Source organism: Desulfonatronum thiodismutans, assembly GCF_000717475.1.
GTDB classification, from domain to species: domain Bacteria; phylum Desulfobacterota; class Desulfovibrionia; order Desulfovibrionales; family Desulfonatronaceae; genus Desulfonatronum; species Desulfonatronum thiodismutans.
Window position 1 is genome coordinate 80986 of the sequence record NZ_JPIK01000023.1, and the last position, 16794, is coordinate 97779.

A 16794-nucleotide genomic window follows, 5' to 3' on the forward strand; every position below is an offset into this window, starting at 1 on the left:
GAATAACATGAAGAAAATTGCCCTGTTCGTTTTCAACGGAGATCCGATGTGTTTCATCCATGTCCTGTTGAATGCCTTGGATATGCAGGCCAAGGGGTATGCGCCGAAGGTGGTCATCGAGGGAGCCGCGGTTAAGCTGATTCCCGAGTTGGTAAAAACTGACAATCCCTTGAACGGTTTGTGGCAAAAGAACCTGGCTGCCGGTCTCAGTGAAGGGGTTTGCAAAGCCTGCTCCACCAAGCTGGGAACCCTGGAAGCTGCCAAAGAGCAAGGCCTGGCTCTCCTGGATGACATGTCCGGTCATCCCAGCATGGCCGGTTACCGAGATCAGGGCTTTGAAATCATCACCTTTTGAGCGATACTGACCTCACCGGCCCCGGTAAAAAGCCAGGCTTCGAGCATGGGGCCGGAAACCTTCCAGCAATGCCTGCTGATCTTCCCGGCTCATGGGGACAAACGAATGCGCAGCCAGGGCCAATTCTTCCACTTCAGCCGGAGTTGAGCAACCGACGATAACCACGTCCACGGGCTGGGACAGGGCGTAGCGTAGATATATTGGGGCTGTCAGGTTCTGTTCCGGAACCAGGTAGTGACCGCCGCCCAGCACTTTCATGGCAATCACGGCCATGCCTTTGCTTTTGGCTGCTGGAAGCGTCTTGGTCAGAAACCCGCCCAATATGCCTTCCACCGGGTTCACCGGAAGCAGAACGCTATCCAGTGGCCATTCCTCAACGCACTTGGTCAACACTTCCGGATCGTGATGCCCGGTTACGCCGATATGCCGCACCAGCCCTGATTCCTTGGCTTCGATAAATGCTTGCAGCGCACCGCCTGGGCCACTGATCTCCGCGAAATCCCCCATGGTCCGGACATCATGAATCTGCCACAAGTCCAGATGGTCCGTACCCAGCTTGGACAGAGTCTCGCGCAAGTCCCGCATGGCACCGTCATAATCGCGGCTGGCTGACTTGGAGGTCTGGAAGATGGAGTTTCTATCGAAGTACCCGCTTTTCCAGACAGATCCAAGATAGTTTTCGCTACCGGAATACGCCGGTGCCGTGTCGTAGTAGCCGATTCCAAGATCCAAGGCTTTTTCAATGACACTGCGGGCCTCTTCTTCGCGACCATGGGTTCTGAGCACCCCTTCACCGCCCAGGCCGACCCGAGTCACCGAAACGCCGATTGAACCAAAAGGAACCTGGGGGATGGTTATTGTCTCGGAAATCGTCATGACCTTGCCTCCTTGCTGGTTGTTATTCCATTGCCTTACGCTGGACAGCCTTCTCCAAACTTCCCTCAACTATCCGTTCCTTTGACCACGCAGAGGAAAGCCTGACATAGGCCGGAGTACAGACCTCAATATCCATATCGTATTTCTCGATCACCCCAAGCTGGCCCGTCAACGTCGAACCGGTGAAGACTGACAGGATGATCTTGGGGAACGTGGCCAGTTGCCGACACTTCTCGTACAGTTCCCGGCGCTGGGTGTCATCGAAGCTGTCGTAGAGTTCCAGGCGATGCGATCCAAAGATGCTCTCCACCAACCTTTCCGCGTCCGCTTCGTCCTTCAATATCTGCATTGCTTCATGGGGCATGAGATTGAGCATCTCCGCATATTTTTCCTTTGACACCCCTGCCTTCTTCCATGGCTTGATCGTGTCGTACTTCTTGCGAGTGATGCCGAGGATGGCCCAGAGCTTTTTACGGGATAGCTGGTCTTTGAGCGTAACCATCATGAAAGCATGGACTATAATGGTGTTGGGGAGGGCAAAGCCCGTCGCGCGTGATTCAAGAATGAATACAAACTGCAAGTCAACGGGAAAAGCTTACAGATCGAGTTCGTGCCTGCCGTAGTTTTGTTGCCAGCTATTATTTGGTTAGGTCATAATTGAGGCTACTTGTTGACTTATCGTGACTGTCCCATAAGGATTTCTATCTGTGTGTTTCTCCCAATATTGATGACGATATTGGCATATTGTATTGTGGAAAATCCTTCCAATCTAGCTACCAGAGAGTAGACCCCCGCAGGGAGATCCAAGAATCTGAAATGGCCTTGGTCATTCGTAATCTGAACCTGAGGAGCGCCTTGGCCCTGAAGTGTTATCATTACACCCGGAAGTGGCAATGGATCTTCCTCGAAAAGCACCGTGCCATAAAGATTCCCAGCTTGAAGCTGCGCAAAAGGGGTCACAGGCAGAAATGCCATGACCAATAAGACGATCGAGACGAGTGTGATGCGATAACATATCATTTTCCGGCTCCTAATATTGAAAGAAAGCCCAGTTTCGGGGGTGGGATTGAAGTTACTAAATAACTCGAAGGTCCAAATCACCGAATAAGCAAATCACCCATCACTGTCCGGCACGCACGGCACGAACGTAGTAGCTATGCGATTTAGAGCTGCCGTACACGACGCCGTTGCCGAAATCGACGAGCCACGCGACGTACATAAGGCCGGCGTTGGTAGTAGACGACCAGTAAAAAAGAGGCGACACTACTTCCATCATAGATTTACAGTGAGAATGGTAAAGATTAACTAATACATCCTTACTCGGCAGCCTCCAGCCCAGATGTCCACCCAAAGAAAGACTGTTTGCGTAACTCATGGCCGCAAACCAGTTCATTGGACCAGCCGTTGCCTTCTGCCACATCAGACCAGTACCATTGTCCGTCACGGTTCCATCCCCGTTGTCCACGCACGGCTGGGCAAGGGCCGCCCCTGACACGACCAGCCCGGTCAGGCAGAGCGTAACCGCCAGAATTGCAATCGCGAAAAGCTTCTTCATGTTCGTTTCTCCTGTAGAGGTTGAACCGTTATGGTCTTGCATCTCATACAGCACGTCCCATGCCATGAAATAAATTTAACAATTCAAGCATGTTAAAAAATGTGTTTTCCAGTAAAGCCTCTAGTGTTTGCGCCCATTCAGTTGGCACTGCCAACACTTCTGGCAAACAGGAAAGCCCTCATCTCTGTTCAGGTTTCGATGCCCAGCTGCTGGTTCCCCGTCAATGCGGCTCTACGATAGAAATCGAATCCTTGCCGTAACATCTTGTTATTCCTGATTCCAAAATAACCAGGTCAAAAACGATACCCCGGATTGTACCCCACAATGCCGAAATGTACCCGCGTTGCGAGGTAGGCCTCATGGCTTAGCGTACACAAATTTCCGTTTGGTGGGGTGACCCCAAGGAAACAACGAACGACGAACAGGCCAAAACTCTGGCCCTGAAATACCAACTTGTCAGCAGGCACACCAGCTACCTGGTCGTCTTTGCCCATGCGGATAAGAACCAGCAGCTTCCGGCCCTGCGCACGGTTCCGCAAACCCTGGCGGCGGGCTGGGGGGGGATGGGCAGCGTCAGGGATGCTGATGTGTGTTACAGTCTGCCGTCGCCCTGCTATCTTCGCAAATCGCCGCAAAGCCGCAGGGCGCTCTTCACACTGCGCGAAGACAGTCTCTGGGAACCGCGCTCACATGGCGGTGCAATGGATGAAGAGGTGTATATTGCGTCGTCGTTTTGGAGAGACCTGGCTGTCGAGATCGAGGAATTCGGCGCAATGGGTTCCCTGCACCTCTTGACCCTGGATTACCTGTTCCGTCTAGGGCTGGATGAGGAGTACGCGGATGCGCTGCGGGAACTGGTCACAGGCGATGTCAACGAGTCCATGATCGTCAGCGTGTTTCTCTCCGCACTGAAAACCCATGCTGAGGGCGCGTCGCTGTCTCGAAGCGCCAAGCGCTACATCTCCTGGCACGATAAACAGCACAAACCAGGGCGGAAGCTGCGCAAGCAGGTTGTGGACATTTGCTCGGGGATTTCATTCTGAACAGGAGGGGGGACAGTCCCAATGAGTGATTATCCTGAGGAGACTTTGGATACAGCCCGTGAGTGAGGAATGATATCAGAAAAAGCTCATCAGGTAAGAACAGCCAGGCTAATTGGGCGATGGGTCACTGGATTGCGACATGGCCCAAGGTCTGGGCTTCCAGGGTCTGGATCAACCGGTCCACCTGTCGCCCCACCGTACTCTGGCGGGACATCTCCCGCTCCATCTGGGTAATACCCTTGATCACGCTGGAATGCTTGCGGTTGAAGGCTTCACCGATGTTTTTCAGGGACAGCTCGGTGTGCTTGCGGGCCAGATAGAAGATCGAATTCCGGGCCAAGACATACTCTTTTTTGCGGCTTTTGGTCCGCAGGCTGTCGTGGGAAAGGTTGAAGGAGCGGCAAATGAAGGCGGTGATCGTTTCCAGGTCCGGCTTGGGCGAGGTAGGGGCGTAATTCTTCAACACTTCCATGGCCAGATCCCGGTTGATGTGCTGGTTCATCAGCCGGGCTTTGATCACCAGGTTTTGGAGGCAATTTTCCAGCAAGCGGATATCACTGTGAATGGTGTTGGCAAACAACTCGTTCACGTCATGCGGAATCGGAACCTGGAACACACGGGCCTTGTTTTCCAGGATACGCATCCGGGTGTTGAAATCCGGCTTGTCGATGACGGCCATGAACCCGTCGCAGAACTGCGATGCCAGCAGACTGTCCAGCTTGGGCATTTCCTTGGGCAGAAAGGAGCTGGTGAACACGACTTTTTTCCCATGGGACCGCAGGGACTTGACCGTGGCCAGCAATTCTTCCTGGGTTTTTTCCTTGCCCTGAAGAAAGTGGATGTCTTCCAGGAGCAGAATGTCCACTCCATCCCGCAAACCGGCCTTGAAGCTCTCCATCTCGCGCTGCTTCAAGGCCATGACCATCCTGCAGGCAAAGTCCTCGGCGGTGAGATAGGCCAACCGGACCCGCCCCTGTTTCGATCCGCCATTGGTCGACAGTTCCTGGCCGATGGCTTGGAGCAGATGGGTCTTGCCCAGGCCTGGCGCGGAACAAACATAGAACTGATCCGTGACAAGCTGCTGGCGGCAAATGCTCCGGGCTGCGCTAAAAGCCAGTTCATTGCTCGGCCCGACCACGAAATCCTTGAATGAATAGCGCCACGATCCGGCACCGTTCAAACCGCCCTCGGGCCGACTCCCGGCCATGTGATTCACGGGCGCGGTCATGGGCAAGGGCGCGGCAGCGGGCAGCGGCAAGGCTCGCTGGTATGCGCGTTGCGGCACACGGCGTTCAATCCGACCGTTTTCGCCAATGGATGTGCCGGTAATCGCCGCCGTACTCCCCAAGGCTTGCCCGGAGTCTTCCCGGACTCCAGCTTTCACCGGTAGCAGAGCGCCGCTCTCCGCTGCACGTCCCGCAGGTCCATTACCCCCGCCCTGAACAGCGCACACGATACGCACCGGAACGTCCCGATCCGAGACTTGGCGCACGGCCTGCTCAATGGCCCCCTGGTACCGATTGGCAATCCACGAGACCGCGAACCCGTTGTCGGCGCAAAGCGTCAAACCATCGGAACCCAGGTGGGCTTGAAGCGGCGTCAGCAAGGTCCGAACATGTATCGGATTTATTGATTTTTCCAGAATATCAAGGGATTTCTGCCAAATGATGCACATGGGGGCGATTCATACACTGCATCCTTTTTTTGAGGCAACCTTCATATCCGGGCTTTTTCGTACCAATCGATCCTGTTTTGGGCGAGGATCAATTCTTTGAAATATATGTATTTTTGAATAATATTTATCTAACATGTTAGATAATCGACGATATTCCAGGCACAGTTACAATCCTGACCCAGTCCGGCTTTTGAAACGTCAAGAGGCAATCGGTAAAAATTAGAAACTGGATAATAATGCAAAAGAAAGCATTTTTTTCATATTTTCGCTCAATTCCTGACAGCTTGTTATGACCCATCCTATGAAGTTTGGTGCCCTGGATGCGACTGGCAGGTTCGTTGAGCAACAGGGAAGCCGTTTCCGCTCAGAGAACAGTCTTGTGCAAAGGAGGCTCCATTGCCCATTCAAAGGCTGAGCGCATGAACTCCATCTCCACCCTGGAAACCCCGAGGCGTCCTGCCTCTTCTTCCCAGGTTTGCACGGCCTCGACGGCTACCTAAAGACCTTCTTGGTTCTGGCATTTTCAGAACACATGGGCTACCGGCAAGTCGGACCCATGTGCCCGGTTTGAGGAACCTGCTCGGGTTCCGAGGCGAAACAAGTGGCCCAGTGGTGGCCTTGGGCGTTGACGATATCCGCGAAGTACTCCAGTTTACCCCAAGTCCTCAGGCAAAGATGGCCGCCGTATACGCACGGCGCTCTATCGCCACGACAACTTGACGGTCTGCCTGCTAAAAGTCGCGGATACGGTCCTACAGGCAAGGCCCATTGCCGGAACCGGACGCGTGCGAGCATCACGCTGCCACCCCTGTAAACGAGTAAACATTACGACCATGAAAACGACGCATGCCACTCTCAGGGATTGCTTGGCGCTCAAATGCCTCGACTACTGCGGTGGCGACTGGGAGGGAGTTCTGAATTGCACGTCGAAGGATTGCCCGCTTCTGAGCACACGGCCCACTGAGAAGTGCGACAAGCTGAAGGCCAAGTTCTGGAGCGAATCCAAGGGTCGCTTGAAGGTTTTGCCCATGATCCGTAAGCGCGAAACATCCGAAGAGCAAAAGGCTGCTGCGGAACGACTGGCCAGGGTAAATGTATCCAAGGGGTGAACCTGGCAAAAACCGAATGGAAGATCCCGGCCATTACCTCGGCAGCCTTCGCGGTCCTGGTGCTGTTGGCGAGTACTCCACGGAACACTGGGAGTGGTGCTCAGGGCAAGCCGGTATTTAAAGGTGAGGGCTTTCTTTCGGCTTGATTTTTTTGCAAGCCTTTGAAGCATGGCCAAGGTTATCAGCCTGCCACGCAAGAAAGCCTTTTAATTTAATCCGGCGGCAATTTAGTTTGTCTCAGCCCAGTGCCCATGCGCTTGGTCGAGCATGATGCAGCCCGAGGCCCAGCACTCGGCGTGGGCTGGTCGTCCTGTCCCTGCTATCTGGCCCAAGCTGGCCTTGTCCTCAAGTTGCTACTGGTGGCAGGGTGGCGAATCCAACGCACACTTGATTCAGGAGGATGAAGCCATGCAGACCACAACGCCCACTTCCATGCCCATGATCCGCACCACGACCATGGCGACCAAGCCCAGGCCCCGGCGAAGGTCCCTGTTCACGGACAAAGAACTGGATCGATACCGAAAGCCAGGGACAGTTCAGCGTAGGTTATTCGATTGATCAACATCCCCTCCGGCATGTCGCCATGAAGACCCACGCCAAGCAGGTTACCCATGTTTGGCGTGGGTCTTCATTGTGACTCATGAATCTTATATCCTTCGACAATTATCAATAATTACCTTGAAGTAATGCCTCGCTACTTGATGCCTCTCATTATTCCAAGCAAAAATCTGATGCTCGCCTGCCGGACTTTTGCAAACTTACTGCAAAACCCTATACCCTCTTCCGGCCATGCACCGCCGAATAATATCCATCTGGCTCCGCGCCCCTTCCGCTGCCCCGCTCATGCCACCGGACGTCCCGCCGACAGCAGCCCCCATTCCGGCGAAATCACCGGCACGGCCAAAATATGATCCGACAACGAGACCAAGCAGAGCCCCGGCTCCGGCACCAATGGCACCGCCGACAACGCTTGAGGTCGCGGGAGACACCTGTTTTGCGTAGTTCTGGCAATCACGAAGATCCTGCTCATACTGAACGGAGTTGACCCCCTGCATGTCCACGATGGGGCGGTAGCTGGCACAGCCGGTTGTGAGCACGACAAGAATCGAGACGAGTACGATGGCCTTGCGCATGGTTTCCTCCTGATTGGTTTCAACAGCCTGAGTGGAGCGTGTCGCCGAGATGACGATTCAAGATGCATCCATCGAATCAATGCCAATGATTTCGGTGGATTAAAATTCTCCGTGGCAATTTGAAGACCTTACCCGGAGGGTATTCCAGAATCAGGAATGGAAGCAAAATTTTTATGATCAAGAACAACAGACTGTTAACTGCACATCTTTTTCGTTGATTCGTGCTACTATGTGGAGTATTTACTAACCCTGCATAAGTGTGGTTGTGGGAGCAAGTTTACCGGAGGATAAAAGTGAATCATTTTCAAGGATCGATCGTGCCTGGAAAAGGCTCTCGGCACGAAGCCACTGGCCCTGCTGGTGCATCTGCCCATGACCGGACTGATGGTGGAGATTGGGAGGAGAGGAAGGTGAGGCGCTTTTTCGGGAAGCGAAAGGAATTCGATCGATTGAATCAGTTGGGCAGGGTTCGGAGAAGATGAGCCACCTATTCGCATATGGCACCCTGATGTGCGAGGACATTATGCAATCGGTATCAGGATGCCGTCTGCCCTGGATGTCCGGCATTTTACGAGGATATTCCCGGAAAGCCGTCACGCATCAGGTCTATCCGGCGCTCGTGCCCGATGCCGAGTCTTGCGTTGAAGGCATCGTCTATTTCAATGTTCCGCCTGACGCGTGGCATCGCCTTGATCTGTTCGAAGGCGACATGTATTTCCGCGAGGTGGTTGAAGTCACTCTGGGAAATGGTGAAAAGGCATCAGCGCAAACGTATGTCGCAAAACCGCACTACCGGGTCCACCTTGAAGATGCTGCCTGGGACCATGAGGCATTCCTGTCCAGCGGGAAAATGACCTTTGAGAGAGAATATATCGGTTTTCGGTCGCTGCCGTGATTGGCTGTTTTGAACATACTCCACACAGATTATGAAACTATGACCAAACCTGATCAGACATGGGTTTCCGCTTGGGAAATCGGGGAACACCCCGAAAGAGAACGGAAGATATCCGCGGAACTGGTGGACTGTTTCCTCGCCTTTTGGGACGCCCAGGAACTCGACGGCAAGGCCAAAACTACAAGAAATCGTTATTCCGATGCCTTGCATGCCCTGGGAGGTTACCTGGTGGAGGAAGCCATATCCGAAGACGGACTCCCCATGACAACCAACGAACTGCTCGCTGAACATATTGATTTTGCTGGAGGGCCACTCATCCATCATGACGAGGAAGCGTGGCAGGACGAAATCGACATGGCCTGCCGTAGGCTCTACAAGCACCTGAAATCCCAGGGGAGAATAGTATGATCGGAGCCATCGCCGGAGACATCATCGGTTCGGTGTACGAGTGGAACAACATCAAGACCAAGGCATTCCATCTCTTTGCACATAACGCCCACTTCACCGACGACACCGTGCTGACCGTTGCCCTGGCGGACAGCATCCTGACCGGAACTCCCTATGCCGAAAACTTGAGACGCTTCTACCACTGGTACCCCAGGGCCGGATACGGCGGCAGTTTTCACAGATGGGCCAGTGACCCAGATGCCGGTCCCTACAACAGTTGGGGCAACGGCGCGGCCATGCGCATCAGTCCGGTGGGATACGCCTACGACGACCTGGAAACGGTCCTGGAAAAGGCCAGGGAGGTCACCGAGGTCACCCACAATCATCCCGAGGGCATCAAGGGCGGGCAGGCGACGGCAGCGGCCATCTTCCTGGCCAGATCGTGGAAGTCGAAGGACAATATCAAGGAATTCATCGAGCAGCGGTTCCAGTACGACCTGAGCCGACACGTTGACGAAATCCGCCCTGACTATGCATTCGAAGTCTCATCCCAAGGTACGGTGCCCCAGGCCATCCGTGCATTCTACGATTCAACGGACTTCGAGGACGCTATCCGAATCGCCGTTTCTCTTGGCGGCGACTGCGACACCCTGACCTGCATCACCGGAGGGATTGCCCAGGCGTTTTATGGTGGTGTGCCGGAGCAGATTCAGGGCAAGGTGTATGAGATACTGGATGACAGGCTGGGGGAGATTACGCGGCGGTTCATGGAGCGATATGGAAACCTTGACCAAGCCATGAATGCATGGATGGACGCAAGTCCTGATCTCCCTCCAGTGGATGGCGATACATTGCCGCCAGCCTGATTGTCCTGTTTGGATTTCATGTTTCTTATAATCCGCAGAAAGGCCACATATGACTAAAATCTCGATTATTGTACTGATCGTTCTGCTCTTTTTCCCCCTTGTGTCCGCATCAGGCCAGTTGCAGACAAACCAGGTTGCGGATCGCGGATGGTTTGCCAACCCGACACCGGGCAATATCTGGTTCTTCGGCGAGCGTGGAGAATGGACCATATCGACCCAGGGCGGTTACCAACTGGATCAGGAGTGGGATTGGCCGGAGTTTGCTCCCAACCAATGGGTGACGACAAATGTTGGGAATTACGGATATGGTTGTTTGGACATGGAATTTGACGCAAACCTTCAGGGCGAAGTTACGGCTATCACAAGCCTTACCCCTTTGTATTTGGAGGATTGCCTGTCATCACCAGCGCTTCGGGGTATCGCGGAAAAGCTGGAGTGAACCGATGATTTCAGATGGCACCGCCCAACGCATCTTCATTTTTTTGTGAAAACCATAGAGTTCTATCATGATTACGATCCTAGCCCTTGGCGACAGCCTGACCACTGGATACGGCCTTGCACCGGAATCGTCCTTTGCATCCCGACTGGAACAAATTCTGAATCGCGAAGGAAGGGAGGTCCGGGTGATCGACGGCGGCGTGTCCGGCGACACGGCATATGACGGCCTGCGCCGCATTGATCGCCTTCTTGCCCATAACCCCGACCTCGTCATTGTCGAGTTCGGGACCAACGATTGGTATTTGAGGTTGCCGGTCGAGGAGATCAAGGCCAATCTGGCGCGGATCATCGACAAATGCCAGGATGCCGGTGCGCTGGTGCTTTTGACCGGCGTTCGCTCGCTGTCCGGCCAGGGCGAGGAGTACGACGCACGGTTCCACGGTCTCTATCAGGAGCTGGTCAGGGAAAAGAACGTGCCCCTGATGCCCGATTTTCTCCCCGGCATCCCCGGCAACCTGGAACTGACCCTGCCTGACGGCCTGCACCCCAACGAGGCCGGTGTGGATGCCATCGTGGCGGCTATTCTGCCGGTATTGCGGCCCATGCTTGACGATCTGGTGCGTGGCTGATTGACTTTTGGCTCGTTTTTCACCCGCCACAAGTATCACGCCCCCCGGATCAACCCCGCAATCTGCCGCGTATCGACGGTGCTGGCTCGTTGCTGGATTTCACCGGCGTAGTTGGACTGCATGGCTTTGCCCTGTTCAAGCAGTGAGGAGAAAATCTGCTTGAGCTGGTCCATGCTGATGGAGCGACCGCTGGCGTAGTATTCCTTGGCCACTTGGCCCAGGGCGTAGGTTGTGGCAAAGGAGAACGCCGAACCTGTCGCGGCGCTGCCCAGACCGCCCAGCAACCCGCCGCCGACCTTTTTCAAGATGCCGCCCAGCAGCTTGCGGCCCATCTGTTCCACATACTGGCCGGTCAAGCCGATGCCCAGGGTTGCGGCAAAATCCTTGATATGCCCCCGGTCCAGTTCAAAGCCGTAGGCCTTGCCCACCTTGTACACCATCTTCATTTGCAGCGGGAGAATCGCCATGGAGGACAGGGACTGGGGCAGGAGTTCCAATGCACCGTTGAGAATGGCGGTGTTGAGGATCATCTTGTCCAGTTCGGCGGTGTTGGCCCGCGGCTTGTCGGCCACGGCGGGAAGCGGTTCAGTTTCCGTCTCAAAGGAATACTCCGCGATTTCCGCTGCCTCCGAGGCAAAAGCCGTTGCTGCCTGGGCATCCAGCCCCAAGGCCGAGCGCAAACGTTCAAGAAAGGCAACTTCCGCCTCGGTGTTCACTCCGTCCGCATCGCAGACGCACACAGCCATTTCATAAGCCAACTGCCGAGCCTCCGGGGTGGAGAGGTCCGCGACGGCATCGTCCAGGGTACGCCGTTTCAGAAGCACGTCCTGGTAGAGCGAGGAGATGTTGATCCGGGTTTCCTCGCCAAGGCCTTCGGCAATACGCTTGATCTGCTCCCGCTCCCGTTCGTCTTTCTTTCCGTCGGCAAAGGCGGCCATCAGGCAGATGGTCAGAATCGCTTGCTGTTCGTGCTCGGTCATTGGGGTTCTCCTTGCGGTAAAACTAACACATCAACACCGATCCGCATACCTTCGATGCAAATCATCCACAATCCCCCGAAACTCATCCCGCAATTCCACGGGTTCCAGCACTTCCACCTGATTCCCAAACCCCAGCAGCCACCAGCGCAACTGGTCCGTATCCGCGACCGTGGCCCGGACCTCGACCCATTGCGGGTCAGCAAGCGGCGTCATGACCTGGTCCGTGCTCAGTGGCGTTTCGGTCAAGGCGCTGGCCGGGGCGCTCCGGAACAGAAAGCAGAGGCGGATATCCGGACGGCCACGGGAAAGGTCAAAGCCCTGGGAATGAATATACCCGTCCAGGTCAAACCCGTCAGGAGCAACGCAGGGGTCCGGCATGGCCTCAGCCTGGGACATCCGGTGCAGCAGAAGCTGACGAATGTCCTGGTACCCGCTGAAGGTGCAGACAACGTTTTCAATACCGTGGGCAACCTTCGGCTTGATTCTCGCAGCCTATCGATGGTCATAAATGATCTTTCCTTGCGCTGCGATCATTCGTGTCAAATCAGCAGTTGAGATGATGGTGAATCTAGAATTTTTTGGGCAACCCGGCCTGTTTAAGCACGGCATTGGCGGTATGTCTGGATTTAATGGCATTGTCCACAACGAATCGTTGCGATGAAAGAGGGCTATACCAAATTTCATGATCGCCTTTACCTTGTCGTTCAAAAAAGCAGCCGGCTTCCTGGAGGTGCTTTTTGAGGTCTGGCGTGAAATCTGCCATTAGGCATGCGCTCTTTGAGGCATAACAAAGCGCCTGCTGAAAAGTTCAAAAGGTGCGTCATCCCATGCTTCCATGGCATTGGCTTCCAGCAACTCAGGAACCATGACCGCCAACTTGGCTACAAGCCCTTCAAGCGTTTCTTCCTCTGTCGCCAGCCCCGGGACATCGTCACTGCTGGCCACCCATACCGCTGCCTCATCATCCCATTCAGCCCTGATAAAATAGGGTTTGCGGTCCATTTTAACCTCCAGTCACAAAGATACAGATAATTTTGAGCATAACAAACACCCCCAGCCTCCCATCTGTTGTCGCTGATGAACCATTCCGTCATGGTGCATCGGTATTGTTCCGCGATCACAATTCATCCCCCGGGTCCGGCGGTACATCGGGAACTCTCGACATGATGTCCTCAAAGTCCTTGCGCGAGCCCCTGGCCGTACGTTCCTTGAGATAGGTCTCCGTGGTCAGCGCGGAGACCTTCTCCGCCACCGCCGTCAAGATTAGCTGATTGATCGACACGCTCTCCTCTTTGGCGACCCTTCGCGCCATCTCGTGCAACGAGTCCGGCAGTCTCAAGCTGAGTGTACCCATTGTTCAGGATTGGGCAGTTCTCGCAATTGCCTACCTTTTTCATCAGGCATCCGAAATGTCATGTCGGCCTCGTCCCTTCCTGCTTGCATCCTCATCGTGATCATTTCATCGACCGATTCTCAATCATCGGCATACTTCGCCGGTTCTTCCCGCACCACAAGCACGTCTTCCACAGACTTTCCATCCAGAACCCGCAAGGACCAGTCTTCCAGTTGGTCCGGCTGGGCGGAGAGGATTCGTTGCTCGGCCCAGCTGGGCAGCATTCCGAATCGTTTGGCAAGAAGCTTCTGGAGCATCCGAGCTTGGCCCTGCTTTTGGCCCTGGGACAAGCCCTGGGCACGGCCCTTTTCAATTCCAATTCGTTCAATACTCGAGACGTAGGGCATCTTGTGTTCCTCCTCAATCTGAAGAATATCGTCTCCAAGTTTCTTTTCCAGTTCCGGAGGCAGGTGCATCAGCCAGTCAATAACCATGAACAAGTCCAGAATGCGTTGGCGTTCCCAGCCGCGTTGGAACAGAATCCGGATCAGCCTGAGCTTGGCCGTGTAACGGCTGGCGGGATTTTGGCGGGTTTGTTTGGTCAACAAGTGCGCAGCGGTGACCAGGGCAAAGGCGTTGTCCGATTCCAAAATCTGGTCCAGATCGTCCCGCATGTCCAGCAGTTTGACCACGGGAAAGGTCAATTGCATCCGGCAACCGAGCAGCTCGTAGCCAAAGCCTTCCGGACGCCAATCGGGCTGTTCGTCGGCCAGCACCGCCAGACTGGCCAGGGGTTGGCCATAGCGGTCAAAGAGCCGGTAGTGATAGACGAACATGCGCCGGGTGAATTCGTCCTCCGGATCGCCCTGAACCTCAATGTGAATGCAAACCCAGCTTTCGCCCCCGGCAAGCAGCCGGACCCGGACCAGCTTGTCCACGTAGCGCCGCCCGGTATCCGCGTCCCGGACCACCTGCTGGAGTTCCTTGTCCAGAAACTCGTAACCGGCCTGCCAGTCGATCCGGGCATGAATCCGAGGGAAATAGAAGGCAATGAACTCGGGAAAATAGCGTTCCAGGGCGATCTTCCAGGGGCTGTCGTAGTCGTCGTTTGGCATGGCGTGGCCTTATATACCAGTTGTCGCCGAAGGGATGACATGGACGCAGTGTGTCAGGATACATATCCCTTTCAGCTCCGATCCGCATACCTTCGATGCAAATCATCAACAATCCTCCGAAACTCATCCCGCAATTCCACGGGTTCCAACACTTCCACCTGATTCCCAAACCCCAGCAGCCACCAGCGCAACTGGTCCGTATCCGCGACCGTGGCCCGGACCTCGACCCATTGCGGGTCAGCAAGCGGCGTCATGACCTGGTCCGCGCTCAGTGGCGTTTCGGTCAAGGCGCTGGCCGGGGCGCTCCGGAACAGAAAGCAGAGGCGGATATCCGGACGGCCACGGGAAAGGTCAAAGCCCTGGGTATGAATATACCCGTCCAGGTCAAACCCGTCAGGAGCAACGCAGGGGTCCGGTATGGCCTCAGCCTGGGACATCCGGTGCAGCAGAAGCTGACGAATGTCCTGGTACCCGCTGAAGGTGCAGACGAGGTATAGCAGGCCGTTGCGCAACACCAGTCCGAGCGGATTGACGACATACTCCTTGAATGCCGTCTTGCCCCTGGATTTGTAAAGTATTCTGACCGCCCGGCCATGGAACAGCCCCTGGTGTATCCCTTCAAGGACAGTCCCCGCCACGTCCGGCATGAGCAAACGCTGACCACGCGGCAAAACCCGCACCTTGTCCGACCACGAACCGCATTTGGCCCCGGTCTCCGTCAGAACCCTGTCCGCGCATCGGAAATAGGGCATCAAAGTCTCCATGGCGGACACGGGCAAGAGCGGCTCCAGGAACATGCCCGCCAGCTTGAAAACCAGGGCGCTATGCGCGTCAATACCCGGAATATCCAACACCTCGGCTCCGGCCAGCCATTGCCAGCGGTAGGGCTTGGAAGACGTGTCGCAGTACAGGGGGAAAATCGAGGACAATGCTTCCAGATCGCGCTGCACCGTGCGGATGTCCACGGTGTAGTCGAGTGTATCCAGGGCGGAGCGGAGATCAGGCGTTGAAATGAAGGATGGGGCGCGGGGAATGCGCCGGAGCATGGCGAGGTGGCGGAGGGTAGTGGGCATGGGGAATCGTCAACGCTAGCATTGTTCATCATTTCGGATGGGTACAGGCCGCAGAACGATGCGCACAACCAGATGGCAATGGAGCGCAGCGGAAATTCCAGTCCGAGTCATAGTGACAACCTCTCTGACAGCTCGGATGGCCTCTTCGTTCTCTGCCGAGCTACAACTCCATGATAACCACAGTATTGGGGGTTGCTATCGATATTTTGGCTGAAACAAGAAAGGTTACCAAAGATCACAAGATGTAACTGAAAAAATACAACTCAGAGAGTTGAGTCAGACAAAAGCTCCCCAAGTCTCCCACACCAACATTTCATGACCTGTTCGAAAACTCGTTCACGGATCGATTCCTTTTTCATCTCCTGGAATCGATGCATAACGTAGGATTGAGCATTCGCAATAAAATAAAAACACCCTTCTTCCTGTTCATCTCGCGGCTCAAGAATAAACTTATGATCTAATCCAAGAGTGTCTGTATTTTTGAACTCTAGAGGCAAAGCAAGAACCATATCTCCAAGTCTGTTAAAGCATGATTGCATACAATTTTGTAAAGACTGATGTCCGCAATTCCATAGCATGTGATCGTTGGTAAATTCAATTCTACGAGCAGTAATCCAGTTGACCAACAATTTTTCGTGGTCGAGCGAAAGCCAATAATCAGTTATCTTAGTATCCAGTTCGTTATTACTGTCTAGGATATATTTACGATAAAGGCGGACGTTAATTTTTTTGAAAAATTCTAAATCTGCTTGATAAATGTCTTCAAGAAGCACTTGTCCAATCTTTTCCCAATACTCGCGGTCAATAAGTTCACTGCATCTTTGAAGTGAAAGGACGTTTTCGTATTCTTGTTCAGAAAAAGATAAGTCCTCGCAGAGACTATCAGAATCTTTAAGCATTGCATTGAAGCATGTTTCACAGACAGCATCGACCTCGTAGACATACCCTTTCTCTCCAAAACGGAGTTGCAATGCATTTATGTTTTGGCAGTCTTCATCTGTGAAGGATATTGTATTATAAGAATCCTTATATTCAACAGTTTTTTGAATTTCGCATTGTTTGCAGATGTACTTCTTCCCGCGTATAGGCAGATCAGGCATTGTTTGTCATCCTCCAACCTTATTCGATCGATTCAAAATATACAATTCAGAAAGATAAGTCATTAATTTTATCAATGACCCGGCTTTTCTGCGTCCACTTTGTATCAGCTTCCTGAAGTTCATGCCTTTTGAAGAACTCATCTTTGAATTCTTTTTTGCGATGAAGTTATTGTCTTTCATTCATCCGGTTATGCATTAATGCAGATCAAAAACTGACTCAACTTTCGGGGTT

The 16794-nt window shown here is 53.9% G+C and carries 21 protein-coding genes; 7 read left to right on the forward strand and 14 right to left on the reverse strand.

Annotation, left to right across the window (positions count from 1 at the left end; genetic code table 11):
• Nucleotides 1-7 precede the first annotated feature (7 nt).
• Nucleotides 8-355 (forward strand): hypothetical protein, encoded by a 348-nt coding sequence (locus GY33_RS0116995; RefSeq protein ID WP_031388474.1) that lies wholly within the window; start codon nucleotides 8-10, stop codon nucleotides 353-355.
• Between the two features lie 12 nt (nucleotides 356-367).
• Here the strand turns inward: GY33_RS0116995 and GY33_RS0117000 are convergent, their stop codons facing one another.
• The 4 genes from GY33_RS0117000 to GY33_RS0117015 form a co-directional block, all read right to left on the reverse strand.
• A complete protein-coding gene (locus tag GY33_RS0117000) occupies nucleotides 368-1231 on the reverse strand; it encodes an aldo/keto reductase (RefSeq protein ID WP_031388475.1) in 864 nt (287 codons plus the stop codon).
• 22 nt (nucleotides 1232-1253) lie between these two features.
• Nucleotides 1254-1736, reverse strand: a complete 483-nt coding sequence (locus GY33_RS20095) for a hypothetical protein (protein WP_152555240.1) — start codon at nucleotides 1734-1736, stop codon at nucleotides 1254-1256.
• Nucleotides 1737-1906: 170 nt separating this feature from the next.
• Nucleotides 1907-2251 (reverse strand): carboxypeptidase-like regulatory domain-containing protein, encoded by a 345-nt coding sequence (locus GY33_RS22020; RefSeq protein ID WP_031388477.1) that lies wholly within the window; start codon nucleotides 2249-2251, stop codon nucleotides 1907-1909.
• A gap of 100 nt (nucleotides 2252-2351) precedes the next feature.
• The gene (locus GY33_RS0117015; RefSeq protein ID WP_031388478.1) at nucleotides 2352-2786 is read right to left on the reverse strand and encodes an Lcl C-terminal domain-containing protein; all 435 of its coding nucleotides are present in this window, start codon (nucleotides 2784-2786) and stop codon (nucleotides 2352-2354) included.
• Between the two features lie 701 nt (nucleotides 2787-3487).
• Between GY33_RS0117015 and GY33_RS0117020 the strand changes: the two genes are divergently transcribed.
• Nucleotides 3488-3829, forward strand: coding sequence for a hypothetical protein (locus GY33_RS0117020; RefSeq protein WP_031388479.1), 342 nt, complete (start codon nucleotides 3488-3490; stop codon nucleotides 3827-3829).
• Between the two features lie 124 nt (nucleotides 3830-3953).
• Here GY33_RS0117020 and GY33_RS0117025 read toward each other — a convergent pair whose 3' ends face one another.
• Together GY33_RS0117025 and GY33_RS0117040 are read right to left on the reverse strand one after the other, a co-directional pair.
• Nucleotides 3954-5504 carry a DnaA ATPase domain-containing protein gene (locus GY33_RS0117025; RefSeq protein ID WP_031388480.1) on the reverse strand — a complete coding sequence of 517 codons (1551 nt, stop codon included), beginning with the start codon at nucleotides 5502-5504 and terminating at the stop codon, nucleotides 3954-3956.
• 1867 nt (nucleotides 5505-7371) lie between these two features.
• A complete protein-coding gene (locus GY33_RS0117040) occupies nucleotides 7372-7746 on the reverse strand; it encodes a glycine zipper family protein (RefSeq protein ID WP_031388482.1) in 375 nt (124 codons plus the stop codon).
• 478 nt (nucleotides 7747-8224) lie between these two features.
• Between GY33_RS0117040 and GY33_RS0117045 the strand changes: the two genes are divergently transcribed.
• The 5 genes from GY33_RS0117045 to GY33_RS0117065 all read left to right on the forward strand — a co-directional run bounded on the left by GY33_RS0117045 (nucleotide 8225) and on the right by GY33_RS0117065 (nucleotide 10961).
• The gene (locus GY33_RS0117045) at nucleotides 8225-8641 is read left to right on the forward strand and encodes a gamma-glutamylcyclotransferase family protein (protein WP_031388483.1); all 417 of its coding nucleotides are present in this window, start codon (nucleotides 8225-8227) and stop codon (nucleotides 8639-8641) included.
• A 39-nt stretch (nucleotides 8642-8680) separates the two neighbouring features.
• Nucleotides 8681-9049 carry a hypothetical protein gene (locus GY33_RS0117050; protein ID WP_031388484.1) on the forward strand — a complete coding sequence of 123 codons (369 nt, stop codon included), beginning with the start codon at nucleotides 8681-8683 and terminating at the stop codon, nucleotides 9047-9049.
• Nucleotides 9046-9894 (forward strand): ADP-ribosylglycohydrolase family protein, encoded by an 849-nt coding sequence (locus GY33_RS0117055; RefSeq protein ID WP_084185308.1) that lies wholly within the window; start codon nucleotides 9046-9048, stop codon nucleotides 9892-9894. The genes GY33_RS0117050 and GY33_RS0117055 overlap by 4 nt, the downstream gene beginning before the upstream one ends.
• 49 nt (nucleotides 9895-9943) lie before the next feature.
• A complete protein-coding gene (locus GY33_RS0117060) occupies nucleotides 9944-10333 on the forward strand; it encodes a DUF4087 domain-containing protein (protein ID WP_031388486.1) in 390 nt (129 codons plus the stop codon).
• Nucleotides 10334-10400: 67 nt separating this feature from the next.
• Entirely contained in the window at nucleotides 10401-10961 is a 561-nt protein-coding gene (locus GY33_RS0117065; RefSeq protein WP_035272559.1) for an arylesterase, read from the forward strand.
• 35 nt (nucleotides 10962-10996) lie between these two features.
• Here GY33_RS0117065 and GY33_RS0117070 read toward each other — a convergent pair whose 3' ends face one another.
• From GY33_RS0117070 to GY33_RS0117105, 8 genes are all read right to left on the reverse strand, one after another.
• Complete coding sequence (locus GY33_RS0117070; RefSeq protein ID WP_031388488.1) at nucleotides 10997-11941, reverse strand: YcjF family protein; 945 nt, start codon at nucleotides 11939-11941, stop codon at nucleotides 10997-10999.
• 30 nt (nucleotides 11942-11971) lie between these two features.
• Nucleotides 11972-12337, reverse strand: a complete 366-nt coding sequence (locus tag GY33_RS0117075; protein WP_051822783.1) for a WYL domain-containing protein — start codon at nucleotides 12335-12337, stop codon at nucleotides 11972-11974.
• Between the two features lie 172 nt (nucleotides 12338-12509).
• Nucleotides 12510-12704 carry a type II toxin-antitoxin system HicA family toxin gene (locus GY33_RS20725; RefSeq protein ID WP_084185312.1) on the reverse strand — a complete coding sequence of 65 codons (195 nt, stop codon included), beginning with the start codon at nucleotides 12702-12704 and terminating at the stop codon, nucleotides 12510-12512.
• Entirely contained in the window at nucleotides 12704-12943 is a 240-nt protein-coding gene (locus tag GY33_RS0117085) for a DUF1902 domain-containing protein (protein ID WP_031388490.1), read from the reverse strand. Before GY33_RS0117085 ends, GY33_RS20725 begins: the two co-directional genes overlap by 1 nt.
• A gap of 115 nt (nucleotides 12944-13058) precedes the next feature.
• Nucleotides 13059-13295: a toxin-antitoxin system HicB family antitoxin gene (locus GY33_RS0117090; RefSeq protein ID WP_031388491.1), complete on the reverse strand. Its 237-nt coding sequence runs from the start codon at nucleotides 13293-13295 to the stop codon at nucleotides 13059-13061.
• Between the two features lie 119 nt (nucleotides 13296-13414).
• On the reverse strand, nucleotides 13415-14389 hold the full coding sequence (locus GY33_RS0117095; protein WP_031388492.1) for a DUF4351 domain-containing protein: 975 nt from the start codon (nucleotides 14387-14389) through the stop codon (nucleotides 13415-13417).
• Nucleotides 14390-14460: 71 nt separating this feature from the next.
• Nucleotides 14461-15462 carry a helix-turn-helix transcriptional regulator gene (locus tag GY33_RS0117100; RefSeq protein ID WP_031388493.1) on the reverse strand — a complete coding sequence of 334 codons (1002 nt, stop codon included), beginning with the start codon at nucleotides 15460-15462 and terminating at the stop codon, nucleotides 14461-14463.
• 263 nt (nucleotides 15463-15725) lie between these two features.
• Nucleotides 15726-16562, reverse strand: a complete 837-nt coding sequence (locus GY33_RS0117105; protein WP_031388494.1) for a hypothetical protein — start codon at nucleotides 16560-16562, stop codon at nucleotides 15726-15728.
• Nucleotides 16563-16794 lie beyond the last annotated feature (232 nt).